We start from the raw sequence: 26037 nt of genomic DNA, 5'->3' as shown, positions 1-26037 counted from the left end.
CGGGTAGCCTTGGCCCTATGACCTCCTCCGCCGAAGGCCGTGCTCGATCGGCGAACTGGAACCTGCCGAACGCGATCACGATCGTGCGCATTCTGCTCGCGCCGATCTTCTTCTGGCTGGTACTGGCCGATGCGGGCGAGGGCGGCGCGCTCCGCTGGGCGGCGACGGCGCTGTTCGTCGTCGCGATCGCGACCGACGGCATCGACGGTCACATCGCGCGCAGCCGCGGGCTCGTCACCGATCTCGGCAAGATCCTCGACCCCATCGCCGACAAGCTGCTCACCAGCGGCGCGCTCGTCTGCCTCTCGATCCTCGCCGAAGTGCCGTGGTGGGTGACCGGACTGATCATTCTCCGCGAAGTCGGCATCACGGTCTGGCGCTTCGTCGAACTCGGCCGCGGCAATGTCGTGCCGGCGTCCTCGGGCGGCAAGCTCAAGACCGTCGTGCAGGCGGTCGCGATCTCCGTCGCGCTGGCGCCGCTGCCGGTCCTGCTCGGCGAGTGGATGGCGTGGGTGAACGCGGTGCTCATCGCTGCGGCGCTCGTGCTGACCGTGTGGTCGGGCCTGCTGTACGTGCGGGATGCGATCCGGCTCGCCCGCGAGGGGCGCGCGGGACGCGCATGAGCGACGGCGCGGGTGCCTCGTCCGCTCAGACCGCCGTCGGCGCGGCGCGGGCGGATGAGACGGCGGGTCTCGTCGCGGAGCTGGCCCGTCGCGGGCTGCGCCTCGCGGTCGCCGAGTCGCTCACCGGCGGCCTGCTGGCCGCGGAGCTCATCCGCATCCCCGGCGCTTCGGCCGTCGTGAACGGCGGCATCGTCGCGTACGCCACGCCGCTGAAGCATCGGCTGCTCGGTGTGGGCGCGGAGCTCCTGGCCGCCGAGGGGGCCGTGCACCCGGAGGTTGCGAGGCAGATGGCCCGCGGGGCCCGTGCGGCGCTCGCCGTCGGTGGACGCGATGCGGAGCTCGGCATCGCCACGACCGGCGTCGCCGGCCCGGAGCCGCAGGACGGGCGGCCCCCGGGCACCGTCTACGTCGGCGTCAGCGGTCCGGACGGCGAACGGGCGGTCGAGCTTCAGCTGTCGGGGGATCGGGCGGCGATCCGCGCGGAGACGGTGCGTCGCGCCGTCCGCGAACTGCGCGCCGAGCTCGAGCGGGAGTCGCTCCGGCGGTAGCGGCGCCCCGGCTCGCCGGCGCGGTCCGCGCGGAGCGCTAGCGGGACTCGCGTCGCCGGTAGCGGTGCTCCGGTCGGCCCGCCGCGCCGTACCGCGGGGCGACTTCGGCCGCGCCGGTCGCGACGAGGTGCTCGAGGTAGCGTCTGGCGCTCACCCGGCTCATGCCGAGGGACTGCGCGATCTCGGCGGCCGAGGCATCCGGCACCGCGTTCGCGAGCTCGGCGGTGACCCGGCCGAGACTCACCCCCGACAGCCCCTTGGGCACCGACAGCGCGCCGCTCGGTGCTGCGGCCGTGCCGAGGAGCCGGTCGACCTCCTGCTGGTCGAGCGCATCCGGGCGACGCTCCCGGCGGAGTTCGCGTCGCACCTCGTCGAGCCGCTCGCCGAGGGTCGCGCCGGTGAAGGGCTTCACGAGGTACTGCCGCACGCCGAGCAGTCGCGCTCGGCGCACGGTGTCGAGGTCGCGCGCCGCGGTGACGGCGATGACCTCGACCTCGTCGCCCGAGGCGCGCAGCCGGCGGAGCACTTCGAGGCCGCCCAGGTCGGGCAGGTACACGTCGAGGAGGACGAGCTCCGGGCGGTGCTGCTCGATGGCCGCGAGCGCGGCGGCACCGGTGTGAGCCTCCGCGACGACGACGAAGCCCGGCCTGGCGTCGACGAACGCCCGGTTGACCTGCGCGACGGCGAAGTCGTCGTCCACGATGACGACGCGGACATCGCTCATGCGTCCGCCTCCGCCCGATCTCGTGCCGAGGGGAGCCGCACCGTGAAACGGGCGCCGCCGGCGGGGGAGCCGCCGGCCTCGGCGGTGCCCCCGAGCCGCTGGGCGATGCGCTGGACGATGGTGAGGCCGATCCCGCGCCTGGCCTTGCCGGGAGCGGGCGGCTTGTCGCTGACGTCGGGCTGGAAGATCGCGGCGCGCCGCTCGGCCGGGACGCCGGGGCCGTCGTCGTCGACCTGCACCAGCACGACGTCGGGCTCGAGGTCGTCGCGCACGAGCAGGCGCACCCCGCCGCCGAGCACGCAGGCCTCGACGGCGTTGTCGAGGAGGTTCGCCACGACGGTGCGGATGTCGTCGGCCGCCGGATGCCCGCTCCCGAGATGCGAGGCGGCGTCGACCTCGAGCCCGATGCCGAGCTCGTGCGCGCGGGACCGCTTGGCGAGCACGAGCGCCGCGGTCTCGGCGTCGGCGATGCCGCCGTGGTCGTGCAGTGAGCTGAGCGCGCCGCCGGCGCCGACCCGCTCGATGAAGGCGGTGGCCGCCTCCAACTGGCCGAGCTCGATGAGCCCGCCGAGCACGTGCAGCGTGTTCGAGAACTCGTGCGACTGGGCGCGCAGGTCGTCCGCGAGGCTCTGCGCGCCCTGCAGTTCGCGCAGCATGGTCTCCAGCTCGGTGCGATCGCGGAGGATCGCGATCCAGCCCACCTCTCGGCCGTCCACGCGGATGCGGTCGGCGTGCACGAGCAGCACGCGTTCCCCGGAGAGCACGGGGGTCTCGGCCGGCTCGTCGGCCACGATGAAGCGGGCGAGCTCGCCGTCCAGCACCTCGTCGACCGTGCGACCGAGCACGGCGTCGGCCTCGACGCCGAGCAGTCGGGCGGCCGCGTCGTTCACGAGCACGATGCGCCGGTCGCCGTCGAGGGCGACGAGGCCCTCGCGGATGCCGTGCAGCATGGCCTCGCGGGTCTCCAGCAGCGCGCGGATCTCGTCGGGCTCGAGGCCGTAGATGCGGCGCCGGATGAGCCCGCCGATCCAGGCCGAGCCGAGCACGCCGACGAGGGTCGCCCCGACGAGCGCCGCGAAGAGGGCCCACAGTCCGCCGAGGAAGTCCTCGCGGAGTTCGGACTCGAGGATGCCGACCGAGACCTGGCCGATCACGGTCGTGCCGTCCGCCCCGAAGATGGGCACCTTGACCCGCCAGGACTCGCCGAGCGTGCCGGTCTGCGTGCCGACGTAGATCCGGCCGGAGAGCGGCACGGACGGGTCGGTCGAGACCCGCTCGCCGATCCGCTCGGGATCCGGGTGGGAGTAGCGGATGCCGTCCTCGTTCGCGACGACGACGTAGGTGACGTCGGAGGCCTCCCGGACGACTTCGGCGATGGGCTGGATCGTGCGCGAGGGCGCCCGGTCGTCGAAGGCGTCGATGATCACGGGCAGCGAGGCGACGGACTGGGCCACGGCGACCATGCGGTCCTCGTACGACTCGCGGAGCTGCTGCTCCTGCAGGAGGGCGGCGACGAGCCCGGTGCCGACGACGGTGGCGAGCACGATCGTCACCTGCAGCAGCAGGAGCTGCATGCGCAGCGACATCGACCGGCCCACTGGAACAGTGTGCCGCACGCGGCGGCGGCTCCAGGCATCCGGAGCCGTGAACACTACGACCGAAACGACCGCAACGACCCTTACGACGCTTACGACCGCAGCATTCCGCCTGGCGGAAGCGAAGCTCTAACTTCGTGCAGTACCGATCGACCGGCCAGGGTGGCCGGCGCTCAAGGAGGAGTCTTGCGATCAGCATCCGGACCGCGGTCCGCGGCCCTTTCCCGACCCACGGCACGGCGCTTCGGCGTCGCCACGCTCGCGCTCGCGACCGGACTCGGCCTCGCGGCCTGCTCCGGCACGGGCGCGCAGCCAACCGGCGGAGGAGACACCGAGGCGGTGTCGCTCGACGCCGTCCAGCTCATCGCCCCGGCCGACCCGGGCGGCGGCTGGGACCAGACCGCCCGCGCGCTCGGCGAGGTGCTCACCAGCGAGGACCTCGTCGGCAAGGCGCCCGTCGAGAACATCGGCGGCGCCGGCGGCACCGTCGGCCTCGCCGCCCTCGCCAACGAGAAGGACCCGGCCACGCTCATGGTGACCGGCCTCGTGATGGTCGGCGCGGTCGAGACGAACGCCTCGCAGTCGCGCATCGAGGACGTCACCCCGATCGCCCGACTCACCGAGGAGCCGCTCGTCGTGGTCGTGCCCTCGTCGTCGCCCTACGAGTCCGTGGGCGACCTCGTCGACGCGATCGTCAAGGACGGGGCCGCGATCTCGGTCACCGGCGGCTCGGCCGGCGGCGCCGACCACATCCTCGCCGGCATGCTCGTCACCGAGGCGGGGGTCGACCCCGCCGACGTGCCGTCGACGCTGAACTACATCCCGAACTCCGGCGGCGGCGAAGCCGTCACGATGCTGCTCGGCGGCACCGTGCAGGCCGGCATCTCCGGTGTCGGCGAGTTCGCCGAGCAGGTCGAGGCGGGCGAGCTCCGTGCGCTCGCGGTCTCCTCGGGCGAGCCGAGCGAGCTGCTCCCCGAGGTGCCGACCCTGAGCGACGAGGGCTACGACATCGAGCTGACCAACTGGCGCGGACTCCTCGCCCCTCCCGGCATCGACGACGCCGACCGCGAGGCGCTGGTCGAGCTCGTGACCGAGCTGCACGCCTCTGACGCGTGGACCAAGACCCTCGCCGACAAGGGCTGGAGCGACGCGTTCCTCGTCGGCGACGAGTTCCAGGAGTTCCTCGACGGCAACATCACCGAGGTCACCGAGACGCTGCAGACGATCGGCCTGGTCGCGAAGTGACCACCGAGACTCCGGACCCCGCCGGCGCCCCCCGCCCGGCGGGGGCCGGACCCCGGCGGCCGATCGGCGAACTCGCGTTCGCCGTCGTCTGCGCGCTCCTCGGCGTCGGCGTCATCGTCGGCGCCGGGGCCATCCGCGTTCCCTCCGGCTCCGCGAGCGTGCTCGGGCCCCGGGTGTTCCCCTACTTCGTCGGCGCGCTGCTGCTCGTCGCCGCGATCGCCGTCATCGTCGCGATCGCGACCGGGCATCGCGGCCAGCCCGACGAGGGCGAGGACGTCGACCCCGACGCGAAGACCGACTGGCGGGCCGTCGTGCTGCTCGTGGCCGTGTTCTGCTCGCAGCTCGTGCTCATCGAGTTCGTCGGCTGGCCGATCGCGATCGCGGTGGTCTTCGCCGGCGCGGCGCTCACCCTCGGCGCGAAGCGCTGGTGGGTCGCGGTGCTCGTCGGCCTCGGCCTCGGCCTCGCCACGCAACTGCTCTTCGGGACCTGGCTGGGCCTCTCGCTCCCCGCCGGCCCCCTGCTCGACTGGATCCCGATCTTCAATGGATAGTCTCGCCGCCCTCCTCGAGGGCTTCACCACGGCACTGCAGCCGCAATACCTGCTCTACGCGCTGTTCGGCGTCTTCGTCGGCACCGCGGTCGGCGTGCTGCCCGGCATCGGTCCGGCGATGACCGTCGCGCTGCTGCTGCCGCTCACCTACTCGCTCGACCCGACGGGCGCCCTCATCCTCTTCGCCGGAATCTACTACGGCGGCATGTACGGCGGATCGACCACCTCGATCCTGCTGAACACCCCGGGGGAGTCGGCCTCGATCGTCACCGCCCTCGAGGGCAATCGGATGGCGAAGGCCGGCCGCGGGGCCGCCGCGCTCGCGACCGCGGCCATCGGCTCCTTCGTCGCGGGCACGATCGCCACCGTGCTGCTCACCTTCCTCGCCCCGGGCATCGCGAAGCTCGCGGTGCAGCTCGGGCCGGCGGACTACTTCGCCCTGATGGTCGTGGCGTTCCTCACCGTCGGCGCACTGCTCGGCTCGAGCGTGCCGCGCGGGCTCGTCTCGCTGGGCCTCGGCCTCATGCTCGGGCTCGTCGGCACTGAGGTGCTCTCGGGCCAGCAGCGCTACACCTTCGGGGTGCCGAGCCTCGCCGACGGCATCGACGTCGTCCTCATCGCGGTCGGCCTCTTCGCGCTCGGCGAGACCCTGTACGTCGCGTCCCGACTGCGTCACGGTGCGGTGCAGATCATCCCGGTCACCCGAGGATGGCGCAGCTGGATGACCCGCAGCGACTGGCGCCGCTCGTGGAAGCCGTGGCTGCGCGGGACCGCGATCGGCTTCCCGATCGGCACGATTCCCGCCGGCGGCGCCGATGTCGCGACCTTCCTCTCCTACGCCAGCGAGCGCAAGCTCGCCAAGGGGCGGGCGCGCGAGCAGTTCGGGCGCGGTGCGATCGAGGGCGTCGCGGGCCCGGAGGCGGCGAACAACGCCGCTGCGGCCGGCGTGCTCGTGCCGCTGCTGACGCTCGGCCTGCCGACCACGGCCACCGCGGCGATCATCATCTCCGCATTCCAGTCGTACGGCATCCGCCCGGGCCCGCTGCTCTTCGAGAACCAGTCCGGACTCGTGTGGGCGCTCATCGCGAGCCTCTACATCGGCAACGTACTGCTCCTCGTGCTGAACCTGCCGCTCGTCGGCATGTGGGTGAAGGTGCTGCGCATCCCGCGCCCGTACCTCTACGCCGGCATCCTCGCCTTCGCCGGCCTGGGGGCCTACGCGCTGCACTTCAACGTGTTCGACACCCTCACGCTGCTCGTCGTCGGGATCGCGGGCTTCCTGATGCGCCGCTACGGCTACCCGGTCGCGCCGATGGTCGTCGGCGGCATCCTTGGGCCGATGGCCGAGGAGCAGGTCCGCAAGTCGATGGCGATCAGCCAGGGCGATCTGCTCTATCTGGTGCACAGCCCCTTCGCGATCATCGCCTACTCGACCATGGCCGTGATCGTGCTCACCGGCATCTGGTTGAAGCGCCGGCGTGCGAAGCTCGAGGCCGCGCCCAAGCTCGTGCCGACCTCGGCGATCCAGGCGATCGACGAGCCGACGAAGTAGCGGCAGGCACGGGCGCGGGGCTCCGTGGCGATCACCCGGGATCGCCGCGGGGCCCCGCGGAATACCCGCCGACTCCGAGCCGTTACATGTGACGAGTTCACACGGGAAATCCAGTGTGCAAGGCTAGAGTCTGACTCACGGGAGACGTCGGTTAGACTGACCCTCCCGTTCCGGTCCAACCGGACCGAGAGGCAGAAGAGAAGGAGGTTCCGATGGTTCTGGTTCGTCAGGAGATCGGCGATGTGCTGAGGGACTTCCGGCTGCAGAAGGGGCGCACCCTTCGTCAGGTCGCGTCCAAGGCGTCCGTCGCTCTCGGCTACCTCAGTGAGGTCGAGCGCGGGCAGAAGGAGGCGTCGAGCGAGATCCTCGCGTCCGTCGCCGAAGCGCTCGACACTCCCATCTCGGTGATCATGCACGAGGTCGGCGATCGCATCGCCGTGCTCGAGGGTCTCACCGCGGTGCCCGACAGCCTGCCCGACGAGCTCGTCGCCGAGTTCGACGCAGACATGATGGTGCGCTGAACCTCCCGTTCAGTGCTCCCCGATTTCCCGAACGGCCGGTCCTCGACCGGCCGTTCGGCTGTCCCCGGCCGATGGGCCGGCAGGAGGTCGACGTGAAGCTCAGCGAGTTCCAGCTCGCCGTCGCCGAGGAGTTCGGCGAGGGCTACGGCGCGGTGGTCGTCGCCGACCTGGCACTGGCCTCGTTCGGCGGGCGCACCGCCAAAGAGGCGCTCGCCGACGGCGCTCCCGCCCGGGAGGTCTGGGCGGCGCTCTGCGAGGCGACGGATGTTCCGCTGGCGCGCCGGCACGGGCCGGCGATCCGCGAACCGCGCGCGACGAGCTGATCCCACCGAAGATCTGTTCGACACGCCGCGTCGGGTTCGAACATGCGTTCGGTGCTGCGGTACTGTCCTCAACAGGTGAGGTGATCTGCGGATCCGTCCACGGTCCATCGCTGCCGGCACTCCGTGTCGGTGGGGGTGACTAGCGTCGGAGGCGTCGGATCCTCCGATCCGAACCAGCCTTGTCGTCAGACGGGTGGGGTCACGGCCCCGCGCGAGGCGCGACAGCCTAGAGGCAGCCGACCGACTCAGAAGGAGCCCACCTCATGCCCTCTCCCGCAGACCGCGAGAAAGCCCTCGAAACCGCCCTCGCCCAGATCGACCGTCAGTTCGGCAAGGGCTCCGTCATGCGCCTCGGCAGCGAAGAGCGCGCCCCGGTCGAGGTCATCCCGACCGGTTCCATCGCCCTCGACGTCGCGCTCGGCGTCGGCGGCCTGCCCCGAGGCCGCATCATCGAGATCTACGGCCCCGAGTCCTCGGGCAAGACCACGCTCACCCTGCACGCGATCGCCAACGTGCAGCGCGCGGGCGGCATCGCCGCCTTCGTCGACGCCGAGCACGCGCTCGACCCCGACTACGCGAAGAAGCTGGGCGTCGACATCGACTCGCTGCTCGTCTCGCAGCCCGACACGGGCGAGCAGGCGCTCGAGATCGCCGACATGCTCGTCCGCTCGGGCTCCATCGACCTCGTCGTCATCGACTCCGTCGCGGCGCTCGTGCCCCGCGCCGAGATCGAGGGCGAGATGGGCGACTCGCACGTCGGTCTGCAGGCCCGCCTCATGTCGCAGGCGCTCCGCAAGCTGACCGGTGGGCTCAACCAGACGAACACCACCATGATCTTCATCAACCAGCTCCGCGAGAAGATCGGCGTGTTCTTCGGCTCGCCCGAGACGACCGCCGGCGGCAAGGCGCTGAAGTTCTACGCCTCGGTGCGCCTCGACATCCGTCGCATCGAGACCCTGAAGGACGGCACCGAGGCGGTCGGCAACCGCACCCGTGTCAAGGTCGTCAAGAACAAGATGGCCCCGCCGTTCAAGCAGGCCGAGTTCGACATCCTCTACGGCGTCGGCATCTCCCGCGAGGGCTCGCTCATCGATTACGGCGTCGACCAGGCCATCGTGAAGAAGTCAGGCGCGTGGTACACCTACGACGGCGACCAGCTGGGCCAGGGCAAGGAGAACGCGCGCAACTTCCTCCTGCAGAACCCCGACATCGCCGCCGACATCGAGCAGAAGATCCTCGTGAAGCTCGGCATCGGCAAGCAGGGGCAGCAGGCCGCCGAGACCGGCGCCAACGTCGAATCCATCGACGCGAAGCGCCGGGGCGCCTGAGTCCCATGGTCCGTCGGCACGAGCCGGGTGGCGGGCGCGAGCGCTCGGGAGAGGTCGGTTCGCCGGCCGAGTCCGAGCGTCTCGCGCCCGTCGCGTATCTGCCCTGGGCGGTCCCCGGCGTCGATGCGAGCCCGCGCCAGGGCGATTCGGGGTCGGCAGCGCGCTCGGCCACGTCGCGCCAGAGCCGCTCGCGCTCGCACGAATTGGAGGCGCGACCGCCGCGCGGCAGTGAGTGGTCGCATCTCATCGCCGTGTCACCAGACCCCGTCGACGGGGCGGCCTCCGACGGGGCCGCTTCCGCTGGGGCCACCTCCGCTGGGGCCGCCGCCGGGCGGCGCACCGGGCGGCAGCCGGCCGAGCGCTCGCGAGCGGGGAGCGCCCGCGGGCGCCGGTCCCCGGCCGAGGAGACCCCCGAGTTTAACGAGCCGGGGCCCGAGCGCGACGAGCGCATCGACCGCATCGTGGTCGGGCGGCTTCGGCGTTCGGCGCTGTCCGTCTCCGAGGTCCGCGCCGTGCTCGTCGAGCACGGGCTCGACGACGTCGAGGTGGAGGACTGGATCGAGCGCTACGAGCGGCTCGGCTACCTCGACGACGCCCGGCTCGCCGAGCAACTCGTGCACAGTCACGGCGAGCGGCGGGGCCGGGGGAGCGGGGCGATCCTCGCCGAGCTCGGCCGGCGCGGCGTCGACGTGGCCGTCGCCCGCGAGGCCGTCGGGGAGCTCGATCCCGAGGTCGAGCTCACGAACGCGATCGCGGTCGCGGAGCGTCGGGCCAGGCAGCTCGGCGGGCTCGATCGTGCGGTCGCCGAGCGCCGGCTCTCGGCGTTCCTCGCCAGGCGGGGGTATCCGGGCGACGTGGTGCGGGAGGCGGTGGCGACGGCGCTGCCTCGCGAACGCTCGTAGACTGGTGCGATCATGAGCACGCTTCACGAGGTCTCGCCGGGCGAGGCCGTCCCCGCCCAGGCAGAGTCCGCCCCGCGCACCTACGAGGTGCGCACCTTCGGCTGTCAGATGAACGTGCACGACTCCGAGCGGCTGTCGGGCTCCCTCGAGGCCGCCGGCTACGTGCCCGCGAACGGCGCCGAGGCCGACGTGGTCGTCATCAACACCTGCGCGGTCCGCGAGAACGCCGACAACAAGCTCTACGGCAACCTCGGCCACCTCGCCGGCGTGAAGCGCCGGCACGCGGGCATGCAGATCGCCGTCGGCGGCTGCCTCGCCCAGAAGGACAAGAACGTCATCCTCGAGAAGGCGCCGTGGGTCGACGTCGTCTTCGGCACCCACAACATGGGCGCCCTGCCGAGCCTGCTCGAGCGGGCCCGTCACAACGACGAGGCGCAGCTGGAGATCCTCGACGCGCTCGAGGTCTTCCCTTCCACGTTGCCGACCAAGCGGGACTCCACCTACAGCGGCTGGGTCTCGATCTCGGTCGGCTGCAACAACACCTGCACCTTCTGCATCGTGCCGGCCCTCCGCGGCAAGGAGAAGGACCGCCGGCCCGGCGAGATCCTCGCCGAGGTGCAGGCGCTCGTCGACGACGGCGCCATCGAGGTCACGCTGCTCGGGCAGAACGTCAACTCCTACGGCGTCGAGTTCGGCGACCGGCAGGCGTTCGGCAAGCTCCTCCGCGCGGCAGGCCAGATCGACGGCCTCGAGCGCATCCGCTTCACGAGCCCGCATCCCGCCGCCTTCACCGACGACGTCATCGACGCCATGGCCGAGACGCCGAACGTGATGCCGCAGCTGCACATGCCCTTGCAGTCGGGCTCCGACCGCATCCTGAAGGCCATGCGCCGCTCCTATCGCTCCGAGCGCTTCCTCGGCATCCTCGACCGCGTGCGCGCCAAGATCCCGAACGCGGCGATCTCCACCGACATCATCGTCGGCTTCCCCGGCGAGACCGAGGAGGACTTCCAGGAGACGCTGCGCGTCGTCGAGGCGGCCCGCTTCGCCTCTGCCTTCACCTTCCAGTACTCCATCCGCCCGGGCACCCCCGCCGCCACCATGGAGGAGCAGGTTCCGAAGGAGGTCGTGCAGGAGCGCTACGAGCGGCTCATCGCCCTCCAGGAGCGCATCTCCTGGGAGGAGAACCAGCGCCTCATCGGCCGCACCGCCGAGGTGCTCGTCGCGACCGGCGAGGGCAAGAAGGACGCCGAGACGCACCGGCTCTCCGGCCGCGCCGAAGACAGTCGGCTCGTGCACTTCGAGGTGCCCGAAGGATCGGAGATCCCGCGCCCGGGCGACGTCGTCACCGTCGTCATCTCGCAGGCGGCGCCGTTCCACCTCATCGCCGACTCGCCCGACGGTGCTCCGCTCGCCGTCCGCCGCACCCGCGCCGGCGATGCCTGGGACCGCGCCCAGGCCGAGAGCTGCGGCGTGCCGGGCGACGGCGGCGCCGCGGGCGCTCCCGGTCCCGTCTCGCTCGGGCTGCCCTCCGTACGCGTGGCGCGGGAGCCGCTCGTCTCGCCGGGCGTCGGCACCATGCCGATCTACGACCCCACCGACGGTCAGCGCTGAGGTGACCCTCGTCGCGGTCGTCGGCGCCACCGGCACCGGCAAGTCGGACTTCGCGCTCGATCTCGCCGAGTCGCTCGCCCGCACCGGCCGGCACGCCGAGATCGTGAACGCCGACGCCATGCAGCTGTACCGCGGCATGGACATCGGCACGGCGAAGCTCCCCGTCGAGGCGCGCCGAGGCATCCCGCACCACCTCCTCGACGTCCTCGACGTGACCGCCGAGGCCTCCGTCGCCGCGTACCAGCGCGAGGCGCGCGCCGCCGTCGACCGCATCACGGGCGACGGGGGCGTCGCCGTGCTCGTCGGCGGCTCCGGGCTGTACGTCTCGAGCGTCATCCACGACTTCCGCTTCCCCGGCACCGACCCGGCGGTGCGTGCGCGGCTCGAGGCCGAGCTCGCCGAGCGCGGGCCGGGGCTCCTGCACGCGCGGCTGCGCGAGATCGACGCCGAGACCGCCGCAGGGGTGGACGCGCAGAACGGCCGGCGCATCGTGCGGGCGCTCGAAGTCATCGAGGTGACCGGCGAGCCGAAGGCGGCGCGCCTTCCCGAGGAGCCGGTGCCGTGGCGCCCGCACCGCATCGTGCACCTCCGCAGCGATCGGGCCGCGCTCGTCGCCCGGCTCGACGCCCGGGTCGAGCGGATGTGGCGCGACGGGCTCGTCGACGAGGTGGCTGGACTCGTCCCTCAGGGCCTGGAGCGCGGAGTCACCGCGCGCAAGGCGATCGGCTACGCGCAGGCGCTCGCCGAGCTGCAGGGCCGGATGCCGCGGGCCGAGGCGATCGCCGAGACCCAGCAGCTCACCCGCGTGTACGCCAGGCGGCAGGTGGGCTGGTTCAAGCGGTACCGCGAAGCGGTCGTGCTCGACCCGCTCGACGACGCCGCCCGCGCCGCGGAGCTCGACCGCCTCGCCGCCCTAGACTGAAGCGCATGTCGTTCGATCTCAGGTTCACCAAGGGGCAGGGCACCGGCAACGATTTCGTGCTCTTCGCGGATCCCGAGGGCGACCTCGAACTGACCCCCGAGCAGATCCGCGCGGTCTGCGACCGGCGCTTCGGCGTCGGCGCCGACGGCGTCATCCGCGCGGTCCGAAGCAGCAATCTCGACGCCGGGGCCGACGCCCTCGCCGAGGACGCCGCGGCCGTCTGGTTCATGGACTACTGGAACGCCGACGGCTCCGTCTCCGAGATGTGCGGCAACGGCATCCGCGTCTACGCCGCGTACCTGCTCGACCAGGGACTCGCCGAGCTGCCCGACGGCGGCGAGCTCGTCATCGGCACCCGCGCCGGCGTGCGGCACGTGCGGCGGGCCGGCAGTGGCTACCAGGCCGACCTCGGCGTGTGGCGGCTCGCCGGCGGCGAGCCGCTCGTGCGCGCGAAGAACCTGCCCGTCGCCCGGCCCGGCCTCGGCATCGACGTCGGCAACCCGCACGTCGTCGTCGCCCTCGCCGACGAGACCGAGCTCGAGGGCCTCGACCTCGGCTATCTGCCGGTGCTCGACCCCGAGCCCGAGGCCGGCGCGAACGTGGAGTTCGTGGTGCCCGCCGACCCCCTCGTCGAGGATGGCGTCGGCCGCATCCGCATGCGCGTGCACGAGCGCGGCTCGGGCGAGACCCTGTCCTGCGGCACGGGCGCGGTCGCCTCGGCGCTCGCCGTGCGGCACTGGGCCGGCGCGGGCGCGCCCGACGTCTGGCGCGTCCAGGTGCCCGGCGGGGTGCTCGGCGTCCGCATGGTGAGCGCCCCCGACGGCGAGCACGTCTCGCTCTCCGGCCCGGCCGAGCTCGTCTACGACGGCGTGCTCGCGCTCGCATGAGCGGCGCCGACCGCAGCGAGTCCGCCCGCTCCGCCTTCCCCTGGCTGCTGCTCGTCGGCATCTCGCTCGTCGCGCTGAACTTCCGCGGACCGCTCGTCACCATCTCCCCGGTCATCGGGGACATCGAGCAGAGCCTCGGCATCACGCCGACCACCGCGGGGCTGCTGACGAGCCTGCCCGTGCTCTGCTTCGCCCTCGGCACGCCCGTCGCCGCCTGGACGATCCGCCTCACCGGTGCCGAGCGCGCCGTCGCGATCGCGCTCATCGGCACCCTGATCGGCACGATCATCCGCTCCGGCGGAACGACCGCCGCCGCCTTCGTCGGCACCATCGTGATCGGCATCGCCATCGCGATCGGCAACGTCGTCGTCCCCGTGGTCATCAGGCGAGATGTGCCGCCCGCGCGGGCGCAGCTCGTCACCGGCGTCTACTCGGCCATGATGAACGTCGGCTCGATGCTCACGATCGCCGCCACCGCGCCGCTCGCCGAGCAGATCGGCTGGCAGTGGGCCACCGCCGTCTGGGGCGTGCTGATCATCGTCGCGCTCGCGGTGTGGGGCGTGCACCTCCGCCGCACGGTCGCCGAGAGCCGCGAGGCGAGGGCGGCGGAGGCGCTCGCCGTCACCGGGTCGATGCAGGCGGTGACGGGTCCGACCGGGGTGATCCCGGGGGAGCGCTCCGCATGGCGCAACAGCATGACCTGGCTGCTCGCCGCGGCCTTCGCCACGCAGTCGTTCTCGTACTACGGCCTGAGCGCCTGGCTGCCGAGCCTCTACGGCGACGAGCACGGCCTCGACGCGATCTCCGCGGGCAACGTCTCCTCGCTGTTCCAGCTGGCCGCCGTCGTGGGCGCGCTCGGGGTGCCGTTCCTCGGCCGCGCGCGCCCCGTCTGGCTGCAGCCCGCGATCGTCGGCGTGCTCTGGATGAGCCTGCCGCTCGGGCTGCTGCTCGCGCCGGACGCGTACCTGCTCTGGACGGTCACCGGCGGCATCGCGCAGGGCGGCGGCTTCGTCGTCATCATCGCCTCGGTGGTGCGGTTCACCCGCACCGACCGGGAGACGACGCAGATGTCCGCGCTCGTGCAGGCCGGCGGCTACCTGCTCGCCGCGACCGCGCCGCCCGTGCTCGGCGCCTTGCACGAGTCGACCGGCGCCTGGACCGCGCCCCTGCTCGCGGTGCTGTTCGCGACGAGCGGGTTTCTCGTGCTCACGAGCACGGCGGCGATCCGCGCGGCGCGCACGGGCGCCGCGGACTGATCGCGAGGGTCGAGCGCGACGCCCGCCGCGCCCGCCGCGTCCGGCTTACGCGTCGGGCGAGCGCACCTCGATGAGGCGGAAGCCCTTGTCGGTGGCGTGCCGCTCGACCGCCGTGCCGCTCGGCAGCGTCTCGCCGAGCCAGCGCTGCAGCGAGTCGGCGCCGAGGTTCTTCTGCACGACGAGCCAGGCCGAGCGACCGGCCTCGAGGCGGGGCAGCCACGTGGTGAGGAGCTCGTGCAGCTGCGGCTTGCCGATGCGGATCGGCGGGTTGGACCAGATCGCACGGAACGCCACGTCGCCGGGAACATCGGCGGGGAGCACGGCGTTGACATTGTCGAGCCCGAGCCGTGCGGCGTTCCGCCGCACGAGGTCGAGCGCCCGCTCGTTGACGTCGACGGCCCAGACCGTCGCTTCGGGGGAGCGGAGCGCGAGCGTCAGCGCCATCGGCCCCCAGCCGCAGCCCAGGTCGAGCAGCTGGCCGTCGGCGGGCGGCTCGGGAGCGTGGTCGAGCAGCACGCGGGTGCCGTGGTCGACGTGCTCGGGGCTGAACACCCCGGCGGCGGTGAGCAGCTCGAGTTCACGCCCTGCCAGGCGCACCCGGACGGTGCGCAGCGCGTCCTCCGACGCGGGCTTGGACGAGAAGTAGTGCTCCTGAGACATACAGGGGAACCTATCGCACGAGGGAGAAGTAGGCTGGACACGATGAACGAAGCCCCAGAACAGCACCCCGACGACGCCGTCGAGCGCGTGCTGCGCTCGGCCGACACGCGCGCCGGCATCGCCCGGTTCGGTGCCGAGGCCGCCGCAGCCATTCAGAAGGACGGCGCGGATGCCTCGCCGTGGCAGTCCACCGACGGCGAACAGCTCGACCGTGAGGAACGGGCGGCGCTCCGCCGCGTGAGCGGGCTGTCGACCGAGCTCGAAGACGTCACCGAGGTCGAGTACCGCCAGCTCCGGCTCGAGAACGTCGTGCTCATCGGCGTCTACTCGCAGGGCTCGCTCGACGACGCCGAGACCTCGCTGCGCGAGCTCTCGGCCCTCGCCGAGACCGCCGGTGCCCGGGTCCTCGACGGCGTGCTGCAGCGCCGCCCGCACCCCGACCCCGCCACCTACCTCGGCCGCGGCAAGGTCGAGGAGCTGCGCCACATCGTGGCCTCGCTCGGCGCCGACACCGTGATCGCCGACACCGAGCTCGCACCGAGCCAGCGCCGTGCGCTGGAGGACGCGGTCAAGGTCAAGGTGATCGACCGCACGGCCGTGATCCTCGACATCTTCAGCCAGCACGCGAAGAGCCGCGAGGGCAAGGCGCAGGTCGAGCTCGCGCAGCTCGAGTACCTGCTTCCCCGGCTCCGCGGCTGGGGCGAGTCGATGTCGCGGCAGGCCGGTGGACAGGTCGGCGGCGCCGGCGCGGGCATGGGCAGCCGCGGTCCCGGTGAGACGAAGCTCGAGCTCGACCGTCGGCGCATCCACTCCCGCATGGCGAAGCTCCGCAAGCAGATCGTCGGCATGAAGCCGGCCCGTGAGGCCAAGCGGGCCAACCGCAAGCGCAACGCGGTGCCGTCGGTCGCGATCGCCGGCTACACGAACGCCGGCAAATCGAGCCTCCTGAACCGCATCACCGGCGCGGGCGTGCTCGTCGAGAACGCGCTCTTCGCGACCCTCGACGCGACCGTGCGGCGCAACACGACGGCCGACGGCCGGGTGTACACGATCGCCGACACGGTCGGCTTCGTGCGCAACCTGCCGCACCAGCTCGTCGAGGCGTTCCGCTCGACGCTCGAGGAGGTCGGCGACGCCGACCTCATCGTGCACGTCGTCGACGCCGCGCACCCCGACCCCGCCGGGCAGATCGCCACCGTGCGCGACGTCATCGGCGAGGTCGGCGCGCGCGACGTGCCCGAGCTCGTCGTGTTCAACAAGGCCGACCTCGTCACCGCCGAGGACCGCCTGGTGCTCCAGGGGCTCGAGCCCGACGCGGTGTTCGTCTCCGCGCGCACCGGCGAAGGCGTCGAGGCCGTGCTCGAGGCGATCGGGCGTATGCTGCCCGACCCGGCCGTCGAGGTCGAGCTGCTCGTGCCCTACGAGCGGGGCGACATCGTCTCCGCGCTGCACGAGACCTCCCGCGTGCTCGAGCTCGAGTACGTCGAGGAGGGCACGCGGGTGCGCGCGCTCGTCTCGCCGGAGCTCGCGGGCCAGCTCGCCGAGTTCCGGGCGCCGGTCGCGGCGTAAGTAGCGAGTCGCACCGTCGCGGGACGGCGGGTCATCCGGCGTCCCGCGGCGTCATCCTCGGTCATACTCCTGCGGGACGGGCGCGGTCGGCGTATCGTCGCTCCTGATCGTCGGCGACGGGCCGGATGCCCGCCGCCAGGAGCGACCGCCGAGCCCGGCACCCGCCCGCGAGACCCACCCGCCGCAGTGCGGCGGTGGTCGCGGCAAGCCGTGCCATCGCCCATGCGGCATCCCGTCGAGGAGCCAGCATGACCGGAGCCGCAGGCGACTGTCCCGGCCGCCCGCCGATCTCCTTCGAGCTGTACCCGCCGCGCAGCGATGCCGCGGCGATCGCGCTCGGACGCACGATCGATCGGCTGGCCGAGGTCGACCCCGCCTTCATCTCCGTCACCTTCGGCGCGGGCGGCTCCTCGCGCGGGCGATCCCTCACGGTGCTCCGGTACATCCTCGAGCACACCCGGGTCGAGCCGATGGCGCACCTCACCTGCGTCGGCTCCTCCCACGCCGAGGCGAACCGCCTCGTGCGCGAGTTCCTCGATGCCGGCATCACGAGCTTCCTCGCCCTGCGCGGCGACCCGCCCGAGGACGGGGACGCGGACGCCGGACTCGGCGACCTCGGCTCGGCGGCCGAACTCGTGCAACTCATCCACCGGGTGCAGGAGGAGCGCGAGCCCTTCGGTCAGGTGGGGGTGCCGGGCACGCCCCGCGCCCGGCGGATCCGGGCGAGGCCGCGACCTGAGCGGGTCGCCGTCGCCGCGTTCCCGACCGGGCACCCGCGCTCGCGCGGCCTCGCGCAGGACGTCGACGTGCTCCTCGCCAAGGAGGTCGCCGGGGCGACCCTCGCGATCACACAGCTCTTCTGGCGCGCCGAGGACTATCTCGGCTTCGTGGAGCGGGCGCGCGCGGCGGGCGTCACGATCCCGATCCTGCCCGGCCTCATGCCCGTCACGACGCCGGCCCGGCTCGCCCGGCTCACCCAGCTGACGGGCGTCGAACCGCCGGCCGAGCTCGCGATCGCGCTCGAGATCGAGCCGGATGCCGAAGCTCGCGCCGAGATCGGGGAGACGCATGCCGCGGCGCTCGCCGACGCGGTGCTGGAGGGCGGCGCCCCGGGCCTCCACCTCTACACGTACAACCAGCACGGGACGGTGCGATCCGTGCTCGAGCGGATCGGCATCCACTCGGCCACGACGCACGGCTGAGCCCGAACGAGAAGACCCGGTCCGAGGCGCCCCGCCCCGGGCCTCACCGGCGACCCGCGATCCCGCGGTGTCTCGTCGACCCCGCAGCACGACGAAAGGACCCAGCACATGACCGCACCCGCCTTCCCCGCGGGCACGATCCTCGGCTACCCGCGGATCGGCCGCCGCCGCGAGCTCAAGCGCGCCGTGGAGGCCTACTGGGCCGGGCGCATCGACCGCACCGAGCTCGAGCGGCGGACCGCCGAGCTGCGATCGGCGACGCGCGCGCGGCTCATCGAGCTCGGGCTCGGCGACGACTCGGCCATCCCCGATTCCTTCGCGGCCTACGACCAGGTGCTCGACACCGCCCTCGCGGTCGGCGCGGTGCCCGAGCGCTTCGCGCACGTCCGTGCCGCCGACGGTTCGGTCGATGTCGACGGCGAGTTCGTGCTCGCCCGCGGCGAGGCGGGGCAGCCGCCGCTCGAGATGACGAAGTGGTTCGACACGAACTACCACTACCTCGTGCCCGAGATCGCGCCGGGAACCGCGTTCGCCGCGCACTCGGAACGGCTCGTGACGCGCTTCGCGGAGGCGCTCGCGGAGGGGTCGATCACGCGTCCGGTGCTCGTCGGCCCGGTGACGCTCCTCGCGCTCGCGAAGCCCGCGACGGAGGCGCCGGTGGGCTTCCGGCCGCTCGACGCGCTGGAGCGGCTGCTCCCCGTCTACGCCGAGCTCCTGGCGCACCTCGCCGAGGCGGGCGCCGAGTGGGTGCAGCTCGACGAGCCGGCGCTCGCCAGCGAGAGCCTCGACGAGAGCCCGGCCCGCCTCCGCGAGGCGGCGGCGCGGGCGTACGCCGTGCTCGGGGCCGCGGAGCGGCGCCCGGCGCTCTTCGTCGCGACCCCGTACGGCGGCATCGGCGAGGGAGTGGCCGTGCTCGCCGCGACGCCCGTCGAGGCGATCGGGCTCGACCTCGTGCGCGGCGAGCTCCCGAGCGGACTCGACGACGCCACCCGCGCGGCCCTGGCGGGCAAGACGCTCGTCGCCGGCGTCGTCGACGGGCGGAACATCTGGCGGGGCGACCTCGCGGCGGCGTTCGACCGCGCGGTCGCGCTCGAGGGGCTGGCCGGCTCGCTCGCGATCGCGAGCTCCACCTCGCTCCAACACGTGCCGCACGACCTGGCGGACGAGCAGCGGCTCGACCCGCGCCTCGCGAGCTGGCTCGCCTTCGCCGATCAGAAGGTCGCCCAGGTCGCGACGCTCGCGCGCGGGCTCGCGCACGGCCGTCAGGCGATCGAGTCGGAGCTCGCGGATGCCTCGGCCGCCCTCGTCGACCGCGCCGGCGCGCCGGGGGTGCGGGTGCCGGCGGTCCGGGAGCGGCTGGCCGCCCTCTCGGACGCCGACTTCGCCCGCGTCGACTACGACGCCCGCGTCGAGGCCCAGCTCGACCTCGGGCTGCCAGAGCTGCCGACCACGACGATCGGCTCCTTCCCGCAGACCGGCGAGCTCCGGCGCGCTCGCGCCGCGCTCGCGAGCGGCGAACTCGACGACGCGGGCTACCGTGCGATCATCGAGCAGGAGATCGAGCGGGTCGTGCGGCTCCAGGAGGAACTCGGCCTCGACGTGCTCGTGCACGGCGAGCCGGAGCGCAACGACATGGTGCAGTACTTCGCCGAGCTGCTCGACGGCTTCGCGGTGACCGAGCACGGCTGGGTGCAGTCCTACGGCTCGCGCTGCACGCGCCCGTCGATCCTCTGGGGCGACGTCTCCCGTCCCGCCCCGATGACCGTCGGCTGGTCGGCGTACGCGCAGTCGCTGACCCAACGGCACCTGAAGGGGATGCTGACGGGGCCCGTCACGATCCTCGCCTGGTCGTTCGTGCGCGACGATCAGCCGCTCGGCGACACCGCGCGCCAGGTGGGCCTCGCGCTCCGCGACGAGGTGGCGGACCTGGAGGCCGCCGGCATCCGGATCATCCAGGTCGACGAGCCCGCGCTCCGGGAGCTGCTGCCGCTCCGCCGCGCGGAGCAGCCGGCCTACCTCGACTGGTCGGTCGGCGCGTTCCGGCTCGCGACGGCCGGGGCCGCGCCGGCGACGCAGGTGCACACGCACCTCTGCTACTCCGAGTTCGGCGTCGTCATCGACGCCATCCGGGGGCTCGACGCCGACGTCACGAGCATCGAGGCCGCGCGCAGCCGCATGGAGGTGGTCGAGGACCTCGGCCGCAGCGGCTTCGACCACGGCGTGGGTCCCGGCGTCTACGACATCCACTCGCCCCGGGTGCCCGGCGAGGACGAGGTCCGCGAGCTCCTGGAGCGCGCGGTGGCCGAGGTGCCGGCGTCGCGGCTCTGGGTGAACCCGGACTGCGGGCTGAAGACGCGCGGCTACGACGAGACGGTCGCCTCGCTCACGCACCTCGTCGGAGCCGCCCGCTCGGTGCGGGAGTCGCTCGCCCGCGCCTGATCGGCGTGAGCCGTCGCGGCTGCGGACGCGGAACGGCCCGGGATGCGAGGCATCCCGGGCCGTTCCTGGCGTCTGGCGGCGTCAGACCGCGCGGAGCACCGCGACGACCTTGCCGAGCACCTCGGCGTCGTCGCCCAGGATGGGCTCGAAGGCGCTGTTGCGGGGGAGCAGCCAGGTGTGGCCGTCGCGCTGCCGGAAGACCTTCACCGTGGCCTCCTCGTCGAGCATGGCCGCGACGATCTCGCCGTTCTCCGCGGTGCGCTGCGAACGCACGACGACCCAGTCGCCGTCGCAGATCGCCGCGTCGACCATGGAGTCGCCGACGACCTTCAGCATGAACAGCTCGCCCTTGCCGACGAGCTGGCGGGGGAGCGGGAAGACCTCGTCGATCTGCTGCTCGGCGGTGATCGGGATGCCGGCGGCGATGCGGCCGACGAGCGGCACCATCGCGGCGTCGCCGACCGGGATGGGTTCGCCGTCGCTCGGCTGGCGCTCCTCGGTGCCGGGGAGCTCGATCAGCACCTCGAGCGCGCGGGGCCGGTTCGGGTCGCGCCGGAGGTAGCCGGCCAACTCCAGCTGGTTGAGCTGATGGGTGACGCTCGAGAGCGAGGACAGGCCCACGGCGTCGCCGATCTCGCGCATGCTCGGCGGGTAGCCCCGCGTCGCGACCGAGCGCTGGATGACCTCGAGGATCGAGATCTGCTTCGCGCTCAGGCTCTTGCGGCGGCGCGCACGTGCGGCCGGCTTGCTGCCCTCGGTCTCGGTGCTCACGTGCTGACGCCCCTCGTCGGCGGTCTTGCGACCGGAATGTCGGTGGTCCCTGATGGACTCTGTTCTGACATTCGAAACTGTATCCGCGCAACGCGGGTGCGGCAAACATTCCTTCGAGTGTGTCGCGAATCCGATGCGGCGCAATGTTCGAAGAACGGCTTGCAGATTCGAACAATCGAAGATAGATTCGGAACACAGCTTCGCATCCGGCCCTCCCGGCCGAGGGCCGGGTGCGATTCTCCTGGAGGTGTTGAGATGAGCGCAGTCATGGCGAACGGTGCCGAGTTCACCGCGAACGATTTCGCAGGTGCCCGCACGCGGCTCCGACTGACTCGACGCGGTCGCGTCGTCTTCACGACCCTCGGCGCGCTCCCGCTCGTCATCTGGGCTGCGCTGAGCGTGCTCGGTGCCGGCGTCGCGGCGGCGGATGACGCTGTCGGCGGACCGGGCGCGAGCTTCGACTACGTCACGGTCGGCGCCGGCGACACCCTGTGGGAGATCGCCGAGGCGACCGACCCCGGTGCCGATCCGCGGGTGGTCATCGACGACATCATCCGACTCAACGGGCTCGACTCCTCGGTGGTCGAGCCGGGCCAGCGCCTGGCGCTTCCCGCCGCGAACTGAACGCTCCGGTGCCGCCTCAGCGCGGCGTCACAGCGGGTTGCGCATCACTAGCATGAAGTGGTGACGAGCTTCGAAGATCTGCCCATCCGCGATGACCTCAGGGGGCGCTCGCCCTACGGCGCTCCGCAGAAGGTCGTTCCGGTCGCCCTCAACGTGAACGAGAACACGCATCCGATCCCCGAGGACGTCGCGCACGACATCGTTGCCCGAGTCGCGGCGGCCATCCTCCAGCTGAACCGCTACCCCGACCGCGAGTTCACCGAGCTGCGCGAGGCCTTCGCCCGCTACCTCGGGCACGGGCTCACGCCCGAGCAGATCTGGGCGGCGAACGGCTCGAACGAGGTGCTGCAGCACCTGCTGCAGGCGTTCGGGGGGCCGGGGCGCCGGGCGCTCGGCTTCTCGCCCACCTACTCGATGTACTCGCTGCTCGCCTCCGGCACCGGCACCGAGTGGATCGACGCCCCGCGCGACGCCGACTACGAATTGAGCGCCGAGACGGCCGTCGCGGCCATCGAGCAGCACGATCCCGACGTCGTCTTCCTCTGCGCGCCGAACAACCCCACCGGCACTCCGGTGTCGCTCGACACCATCCGCGCGGTCGCCGATGCGGCGCGCGGCATCGTGATCGTCGACGAGGCGTACTTCGAGTTCGCCGACCCCGGCACGCCGAGCGCGCTCGAGCTCCTCGAAGGCCGGCCGCGACTCGTCGTCTCGCGCACGATGAGCAAGGCGTTCGCCTTCGCAGGCGCGCGGGTCGGCTACCTCGCCGCAGACCCGGCGGTGATCGACGCCCTCCGTCTCGTGCGGCTCCCGTACCACCTCTCCGCCCTCACCCAGGCCGCCGCGCTCGCCGCCCTCGCGCACAGCGACGAGATGCTCGCGATGGTCGACGAGATCCGCGGACAGCGCGAGCGCATCGTGCGCGAGCTCGGCCGGCTCGGCTTCCGCCCCTACCGGAGCGGATCGAACTTCGTCCTGTTCGGCGGCGTCGACGAGCCGGGGGCGCTCTGGCAGGCGCTGCTCGAGCGGGGCGTGCTGATCCGCGACATCGGCCTGCCCGGCAGCCTCCGGGTGAGCGCGGGCACGGAGGCGGAGACGACCGCGTTCCTCGAGGCGATCGCGCTGTTCGCGCCGAGCGCCGCGAATAGGATCGGAGCATGACCATGGCGAACCAGCACCGCACGGCCCGCGTCCAGCGCGAGACGAGCGAGTCGAGCATCGACCTCTCGATCGATCTCGACGGCACCGGCACGAGCGACATCGAGACGGGGGTCCCGTTCTACGACCACCTGCTCACCGCCTTCGCCAAGCACTCGCTGAGCGATCTCACCGTGCGCGCCAGCGGCGACGTGCACATCGACGTCCACCACACCGTCGAGGACACAGGCATCGTGCTCGGCCAGGCCATCCGCCAGGCGCTCGGCGACAAGCGCGGCATCTCGCGCTACGGCGATGCGCTCGTCCCGCTCGACGAGGCGCTCGCGCAGGCCGTCGTCGACATCTCGGGCCGGCCGTACCTCGTGCACACGGGCGAGCCCGAGGGCTTCGAGTTCCACCTCATCGGCGGCCACTTCACGGGGTCGATGGTGCGTCACGTCTTCGAGGCCATCACCTTCAACGCCGGGCTCACCGTGCACGTCCGCGTGCTCGGCGGACGCGACCCGCACCACATCGCCGAGGCCGAGTTCAAGGCGTTCGCGCGGGCGTTCCGACAGGCGAAGGCCCTCGACCCGCTCGTCGTCGGCATCCCGTCCACGAAGGGCGCGCTGTGAGCCGCACCCGGCGCGTCGTCGTCCTCGACTACGGCTCCGGCAACGTGCATTCGGCGGCGAAGGCGCTCGAGCGGGCGGGGGCGGAGGTCGAGGTCACCGCGGCCCGCGCGGCGGTGATGGAGGCCGACGGGCTCGTCGTGCCCGGGGTCGGCGCCTTCCGTGCGGTGATGGAGCAGCTCCGCGCCGTGCGCGGCGACGAGCTCATCGACCGGCGGCTCGCCGGCGGACGCCCGGTGCTCGGCATCTGCGTGGGCATGCAGGTCATGTTCGAGCGCGGCGTCGAGCGCGGCACCGACACCGAGGGCCTCGGCGAGTGGCCCGGCGAGGTCACGGAGCTGCCGGCCGAGGTGCTGCCGCACATGGGGTGGAACACCGTGACGCCCGATGCCGGCAGCGTGCTCTTCGACGGCATCGAGGACGAGCGCTTCTACTTCGTGCACTCCTTCGCCGCCCAGCGGTGGAGTCTCGACGTGATCCCGCCGTTCCCGCAGCCCTCGCTCACCTGGGCCGAGCACGGCGGCCGCTTCTTGGCGGCGGTCGAGAACGGCCCGCTGTCCGCCACGCAGTTCCACCCGGAGAAGTCGGCGGATGCCGGCATCCGCCTGCTCTCCAACTGGATCGGCAGCCTTTCCTGAGCACTGGGACGCCCCGCCGTCCCGACCCTGATCGTCACGTGTCAACGGCGGCCGCCGGCCCCGACTAGGATGCTGTGACTGTGCCCGAGTGCCGCACAGCGGCCTTCTCTCCGAGGACAGTGATGAGCGAGTTCAACCACACCCCGCGCCTGGTGCTCCTGCCGGCCGTCGACGTCGCCGGCGGCAAAGCCGTCCGCCTGACCAAGGGGGAGGCGGGCACCGAGACCAACTACGGCGACCCCGTCGACGCCGCGGCCGAGTGGGCCGACCAGGGCGCCGACTGGATCCACCTCGTCGACCTCGACGCCGCCTTCGGTCGCGGCTCGAACGCGGGCATCCTGAAGAAGGTCATCCGGCAGGTGCGCGGCGTCAACGTCGAGCTCTCCGGCGGCATCCGCGACGACGCCTCGCTCGAGAACGCGCTCGAGATCGGTGCGAAGCGCATCAACCTCGGCACCGCGGCGCTCGAGAACCCCGAGTGGGCCGCCTCCGTCATCGCGCAGTACGGCGAGGCCATCGCCATCGGCCTCGACGTGCGCGGCACGACCCTGGCCGCGCGCGGCTGGACGAAGGACGGGGGCGACCTCTGGCAGGTCATGGACCGTCTGGAGGAGGCGGGGGCCGCCCGCTACGTCGTCACCGACGTGACCAAGGACGGCACCCTGCAGGGCCCCAACCTCGAGCTGCTCCGCCAGGTCATGGAGCGCACGCACCGGCCCGTCGTCGCCTCCGGCGGCGTCTCGAACCTCGACGACATCGCCGCGCTCCGCGAGCTCGTGCCGCTCGGGCTCGAGGGCTCGATCGTCGGCAAGGCGCTGTACGCCGGTGCCTTCACGCTCGCCGAAGCCCTCGACGTCGCCGGCTACTGACGGCGTTCCGATGAGCGACGCCGAGGCAGCCGACCGCGACGGTCGCGAAGGCCGGGACGGCGCACGGGAGCTTCCCGCACACCTCACCGACTCGGCGGGCGTGCCGTGGGCCGGACGCGCCTTCGAGGCGAATCCGCACGCCGGTGACGACGGCTCGACCCCGCCGGAGCTCGGGGCGGCGCTCGCGCGGTTCCGGGACGGCGACGGCTCGCAGGCGGCCGTGGTCGCCGAGTTCGGCCGAGCGCGGCTGTTGATCCCGCTCCTCGCAGAGCTCGGCGACCCCTCGGCGGGCTCGGGGGAGTCCGGCGGCGCCGAGCTCGGCCCGCACGGCCACCCCGTCGACAAGAGCCAGGAGCTCTCGATCGTGACGGTGGAGGGGCCGGACGGGCGGCGCGTGCTGCCCGTGTTCTCCTCCGTCGAGGCGATGCGCGAATGGAACCCCGAAGCGCGGCCGGTGCCCGCCGACGGCGTCCGGGTGTGCCTCGCGGCCGCCGACGACGGCACGGAGCTCGTCGTGCTCGACGCCGGCTCGGGGAACGAGTTCGTGCTGCGGCGGCCGGCGGTCTGGGCGGTCGCCCAGTCGCACGACTGGGTGCCGCCGTTCGAGTCCGTCCCGGTGCGGCTCGCCTTCGAGCGCTCGATCGGCAGCGAGCTCGCGGTGCTCGGCATCGACCTCGCCGCCGGCGATCCGCTCTCGCAGCTGGCCGGGCCCGAGCTCGTCGTCGTGCTGCACCTCGTCGAGGGGCTCACCCGCGAGGAGCTCGACGCCACGACCGCCCGGCTCGCGCGTCGCTGGGCGGAGGACGATGCCATCGCGACCGGCGTCGACTCGCTCGCGGTGCGCCTCGTGGGCGGTCGCGCCGCCTGAAGGGCGGCAGTGTCGGCGGCATCCGCTTGAATGGATG

26 protein-coding genes are annotated in these 26037 nt (G+C 72.7%); 22 read left to right on the top strand and 4 right to left on the bottom strand.

Annotated features, from left to right (window positions below; genetic code table 11):
* The first annotated feature begins 17 nt into the window (after positions 1 to 17).
* Positions 18 to 623: a CDP-diacylglycerol--glycerol-3-phosphate 3-phosphatidyltransferase gene (gene pgsA, locus IEY71_RS14290; RefSeq protein ID WP_189086040.1), complete on the top strand. Its 606-nt coding sequence runs from the start codon at positions 18 to 20 to the stop codon at positions 621 to 623.
* On the top strand, positions 620 to 1171 hold the full coding sequence (locus IEY71_RS14285) for a CinA family protein (RefSeq protein WP_189086039.1): 552 nt from the start codon (positions 620 to 622) through the stop codon (positions 1169 to 1171). The genes pgsA and IEY71_RS14285 overlap by 4 nt, the downstream gene beginning before the upstream one ends.
* Positions 1172 to 1208: 37 nt before the next feature.
* Here the strand turns inward: IEY71_RS14285 and IEY71_RS14280 are convergent, their stop codons facing one another.
* A complete protein-coding gene (locus tag IEY71_RS14280) occupies positions 1209 to 1895 on the bottom strand; it encodes a response regulator (RefSeq protein WP_189086038.1) in 687 nt (228 codons plus the stop codon).
* Complete coding sequence (locus tag IEY71_RS14275; protein WP_229781766.1) at positions 1892 to 3493, bottom strand: ATP-binding protein; 1602 nt, start codon at positions 3491 to 3493, stop codon at positions 1892 to 1894. Before IEY71_RS14275 ends, IEY71_RS14280 begins: the two co-directional genes overlap by 4 nt.
* A 183-nt stretch (positions 3494 to 3676) precedes the next feature.
* Here IEY71_RS14275 and IEY71_RS14270 point away from each other — a divergent pair, with 183 nt between their 5' ends.
* From IEY71_RS14270 to IEY71_RS14220, 11 genes are all read left to right on the top strand, one after another.
* Positions 3677 to 4735, top strand: a complete 1059-nt coding sequence (locus IEY71_RS14270) for a Bug family tripartite tricarboxylate transporter substrate binding protein (protein WP_189086036.1) — start codon at positions 3677 to 3679, stop codon at positions 4733 to 4735.
* On the top strand, positions 4732 to 5286 hold the full coding sequence (locus IEY71_RS14265; RefSeq protein ID WP_189086035.1) for a tripartite tricarboxylate transporter TctB family protein: 555 nt from the start codon (positions 4732 to 4734) through the stop codon (positions 5284 to 5286). Before IEY71_RS14270 ends, IEY71_RS14265 begins: the two co-directional genes overlap by 4 nt.
* On the top strand, positions 5279 to 6838 hold the full coding sequence (locus IEY71_RS14260) for a tripartite tricarboxylate transporter permease (protein WP_189086034.1): 1560 nt from the start codon (positions 5279 to 5281) through the stop codon (positions 6836 to 6838). The genes IEY71_RS14265 and IEY71_RS14260 overlap by 8 nt, the downstream gene beginning before the upstream one ends.
* 212 nt (positions 6839 to 7050) lie before the next feature.
* Complete coding sequence (locus IEY71_RS14255) at positions 7051 to 7359, top strand: helix-turn-helix domain-containing protein (RefSeq protein WP_189086033.1); 309 nt, start codon at positions 7051 to 7053, stop codon at positions 7357 to 7359.
* 92 nt (positions 7360 to 7451) lie between these two features.
* Complete coding sequence (locus IEY71_RS14250) at positions 7452 to 7682, top strand: DUF3046 domain-containing protein (protein WP_189086032.1); 231 nt, start codon at positions 7452 to 7454, stop codon at positions 7680 to 7682.
* Between the two features lie 263 nt (positions 7683 to 7945).
* Positions 7946 to 9010 (top strand): recombinase RecA, encoded by a 1065-nt coding sequence (gene recA, locus IEY71_RS14245; protein WP_189086031.1) that lies wholly within the window; start codon positions 7946 to 7948, stop codon positions 9008 to 9010.
* A gap of 251 nt (positions 9011 to 9261) precedes the next feature.
* Positions 9262 to 9912: a regulatory protein RecX gene (locus IEY71_RS14240; RefSeq protein WP_189086030.1), complete on the top strand. Its 651-nt coding sequence runs from the start codon at positions 9262 to 9264 to the stop codon at positions 9910 to 9912.
* Between the two features lie 12 nt (positions 9913 to 9924).
* Positions 9925 to 11526 carry a tRNA (N6-isopentenyl adenosine(37)-C2)-methylthiotransferase MiaB gene (gene miaB, locus IEY71_RS14235; RefSeq protein WP_189086029.1) on the top strand — a complete coding sequence of 534 codons (1602 nt, stop codon included), beginning with the start codon at positions 9925 to 9927 and terminating at the stop codon, positions 11524 to 11526.
* Position 11527: 1 nt separating this feature from the next.
* Entirely contained in the window at positions 11528 to 12448 is a 921-nt protein-coding gene (gene miaA / locus IEY71_RS14230) for a tRNA (adenosine(37)-N6)-dimethylallyltransferase MiaA (RefSeq protein ID WP_189086028.1), read from the top strand.
* A 5-nt stretch (positions 12449 to 12453) separates the two neighbouring features.
* Positions 12454 to 13335: a diaminopimelate epimerase gene (gene dapF / locus IEY71_RS14225; protein ID WP_189086027.1), complete on the top strand. Its 882-nt coding sequence runs from the start codon at positions 12454 to 12456 to the stop codon at positions 13333 to 13335.
* The gene (locus IEY71_RS14220; RefSeq protein WP_189086026.1) at positions 13332 to 14591 is read left to right on the top strand and encodes an MFS transporter; all 1260 of its coding nucleotides are present in this window, start codon (positions 13332 to 13334) and stop codon (positions 14589 to 14591) included. Before dapF ends, IEY71_RS14220 begins: the two co-directional genes overlap by 4 nt.
* 45 nt (positions 14592 to 14636) lie before the next feature.
* On the opposite strand, the gene IEY71_RS14215 is transcribed toward IEY71_RS14220, so the two are convergent.
* Positions 14637 to 15251, bottom strand: coding sequence for a class I SAM-dependent methyltransferase (locus IEY71_RS14215; RefSeq protein WP_189086025.1), 615 nt, complete (start codon positions 15249 to 15251; stop codon positions 14637 to 14639).
* Positions 15252 to 15293: 42 nt separating this feature from the next.
* On the opposite strand from IEY71_RS14215, the gene hflX reads away from it, so the two are divergent.
* From hflX to metE, 3 genes are all read left to right on the top strand, one after another.
* Positions 15294 to 16820, top strand: coding sequence for a GTPase HflX (hflX, locus tag IEY71_RS14210; RefSeq protein WP_189086024.1), 1527 nt, complete (start codon positions 15294 to 15296; stop codon positions 16818 to 16820).
* A gap of 248 nt (positions 16821 to 17068) precedes the next feature.
* Positions 17069 to 18022: a methylenetetrahydrofolate reductase gene (locus tag IEY71_RS14205; RefSeq protein ID WP_189086023.1), complete on the top strand. Its 954-nt coding sequence runs from the start codon at positions 17069 to 17071 to the stop codon at positions 18020 to 18022.
* A gap of 108 nt (positions 18023 to 18130) precedes the next feature.
* Positions 18131 to 20461 carry a 5-methyltetrahydropteroyltriglutamate--homocysteine S-methyltransferase gene (metE, locus tag IEY71_RS14200; RefSeq protein WP_189086022.1) on the top strand — a complete coding sequence of 777 codons (2331 nt, stop codon included), beginning with the start codon at positions 18131 to 18133 and terminating at the stop codon, positions 20459 to 20461.
* Between the two features lie 81 nt (positions 20462 to 20542).
* Here the strand turns inward: metE and lexA are convergent, their stop codons facing one another.
* Entirely contained in the window at positions 20543 to 21232 is a 690-nt protein-coding gene (gene lexA, locus IEY71_RS14195; RefSeq protein WP_229781765.1) for a transcriptional repressor LexA, read from the bottom strand.
* Between the two features lie 255 nt (positions 21233 to 21487).
* Between lexA and IEY71_RS14190 the strand changes: the two genes are divergently transcribed.
* The 6 genes from IEY71_RS14190 (at position 21488) to IEY71_RS14165 (ending at position 26000) form a co-directional block, all read left to right on the top strand.
* On the top strand, positions 21488 to 21856 hold the full coding sequence (locus IEY71_RS14190; protein ID WP_229781764.1) for a LysM peptidoglycan-binding domain-containing protein: 369 nt from the start codon (positions 21488 to 21490) through the stop codon (positions 21854 to 21856).
* Positions 21857 to 21916: 60 nt separating this feature from the next.
* Entirely contained in the window at positions 21917 to 23017 is a 1101-nt protein-coding gene (locus IEY71_RS14185; protein ID WP_189086021.1) for a histidinol-phosphate transaminase, read from the top strand.
* Between the two features lie 2 nt (positions 23018 to 23019).
* Complete coding sequence (hisB, locus tag IEY71_RS14180) at positions 23020 to 23628, top strand: imidazoleglycerol-phosphate dehydratase HisB (protein WP_189086190.1); 609 nt, start codon at positions 23020 to 23022, stop codon at positions 23626 to 23628.
* Complete coding sequence (gene hisH, locus IEY71_RS14175; protein ID WP_189086020.1) at positions 23625 to 24263, top strand: imidazole glycerol phosphate synthase subunit HisH; 639 nt, start codon at positions 23625 to 23627, stop codon at positions 24261 to 24263. Before hisB ends, hisH begins: the two co-directional genes overlap by 4 nt.
* A 122-nt stretch (positions 24264 to 24385) precedes the next feature.
* Entirely contained in the window at positions 24386 to 25132 is a 747-nt protein-coding gene (gene priA / locus IEY71_RS14170; RefSeq protein WP_189086019.1) for a bifunctional 1-(5-phosphoribosyl)-5-((5-phosphoribosylamino)methylideneamino)imidazole-4-carboxamide isomerase/phosphoribosylanthranilate isomerase PriA, read from the top strand.
* Between the two features lie 10 nt (positions 25133 to 25142).
* Positions 25143 to 26000 carry an SseB family protein gene (locus tag IEY71_RS14165; RefSeq protein ID WP_189086018.1) on the top strand — a complete coding sequence of 286 codons (858 nt, stop codon included), beginning with the start codon at positions 25143 to 25145 and terminating at the stop codon, positions 25998 to 26000.
* The last annotated feature ends 37 nt before the right edge of the window (positions 26001 to 26037 follow it).

Source organism: Agromyces mediolanus, assembly GCF_014648575.1.
Lineage (GTDB): Bacteria > Actinomycetota > Actinomycetes > Actinomycetales > Microbacteriaceae > Agromyces > Agromyces mediolanus.
Note: the sequence above shows the minus strand (reverse complement) of the source record. Positions and strands in the feature narration are given on the sequence as shown.

What these genes read in the sequence shown, in the direction of transcription:
- pgsA (WP_189086040.1), top strand. Translation starts at nt 18, where the DNA reads ATGACCTCCTCCGCCGAAGGCCGTGCTCGATCGGCGAACTGGAACCTG.
- IEY71_RS14285 (WP_189086039.1), top strand. Translation starts at nt 620, where the DNA reads ATGAGCGACGGCGCGGGTGCCTCGTCCGCTCAGACCGCCGTCGGCGCG.
- IEY71_RS14280 (WP_189086038.1), bottom strand. Translation starts at nt 1,895, where the DNA reads ATGAGCGATGTCCGCGTCGTCATCGTGGACGACGACTTCGCCGTCGCG.
- IEY71_RS14260 (WP_189086034.1), top strand. Translation starts at nt 5,279, where the DNA reads ATGGATAGTCTCGCCGCCCTCCTCGAGGGCTTCACCACGGCACTGCAG.
- IEY71_RS14255 (WP_189086033.1), top strand. Translation starts at nt 7,051, where the DNA reads ATGGTTCTGGTTCGTCAGGAGATCGGCGATGTGCTGAGGGACTTCCGG.
- recA (WP_189086031.1), top strand. Translation starts at nt 7,946, where the DNA reads ATGCCCTCTCCCGCAGACCGCGAGAAAGCCCTCGAAACCGCCCTCGCC.
- miaB (WP_189086029.1), top strand. Translation starts at nt 9,925, where the DNA reads ATGAGCACGCTTCACGAGGTCTCGCCGGGCGAGGCCGTCCCCGCCCAG.
- dapF (WP_189086027.1), top strand. Translation starts at nt 12,454, where the DNA reads ATGTCGTTCGATCTCAGGTTCACCAAGGGGCAGGGCACCGGCAACGAT.
- IEY71_RS14220 (WP_189086026.1), top strand. Translation starts at nt 13,332, where the DNA reads ATGAGCGGCGCCGACCGCAGCGAGTCCGCCCGCTCCGCCTTCCCCTGG.
- IEY71_RS14215 (WP_189086025.1), bottom strand. Translation starts at nt 15,251, where the DNA reads ATGTCTCAGGAGCACTACTTCTCGTCCAAGCCCGCGTCGGAGGACGCG.
- hflX (WP_189086024.1), top strand. Translation starts at nt 15,294, where the DNA reads ATGAACGAAGCCCCAGAACAGCACCCCGACGACGCCGTCGAGCGCGTG.
- IEY71_RS14205 (WP_189086023.1), top strand. Translation starts at nt 17,069, where the DNA reads ATGACCGGAGCCGCAGGCGACTGTCCCGGCCGCCCGCCGATCTCCTTC.
- metE (WP_189086022.1), top strand. Translation starts at nt 18,131, where the DNA reads ATGACCGCACCCGCCTTCCCCGCGGGCACGATCCTCGGCTACCCGCGG.
- IEY71_RS14190 (WP_229781764.1), top strand. Translation starts at nt 21,488, where the DNA reads ATGAGCGCAGTCATGGCGAACGGTGCCGAGTTCACCGCGAACGATTTC.
- hisB (WP_189086190.1), top strand. Translation starts at nt 23,020, where the DNA reads ATGGCGAACCAGCACCGCACGGCCCGCGTCCAGCGCGAGACGAGCGAG.
- priA (WP_189086019.1), top strand. Translation starts at nt 24,386, where the DNA reads ATGAGCGAGTTCAACCACACCCCGCGCCTGGTGCTCCTGCCGGCCGTC.
- IEY71_RS14165 (WP_189086018.1), top strand. Translation starts at nt 25,143, where the DNA reads ATGAGCGACGCCGAGGCAGCCGACCGCGACGGTCGCGAAGGCCGGGAC.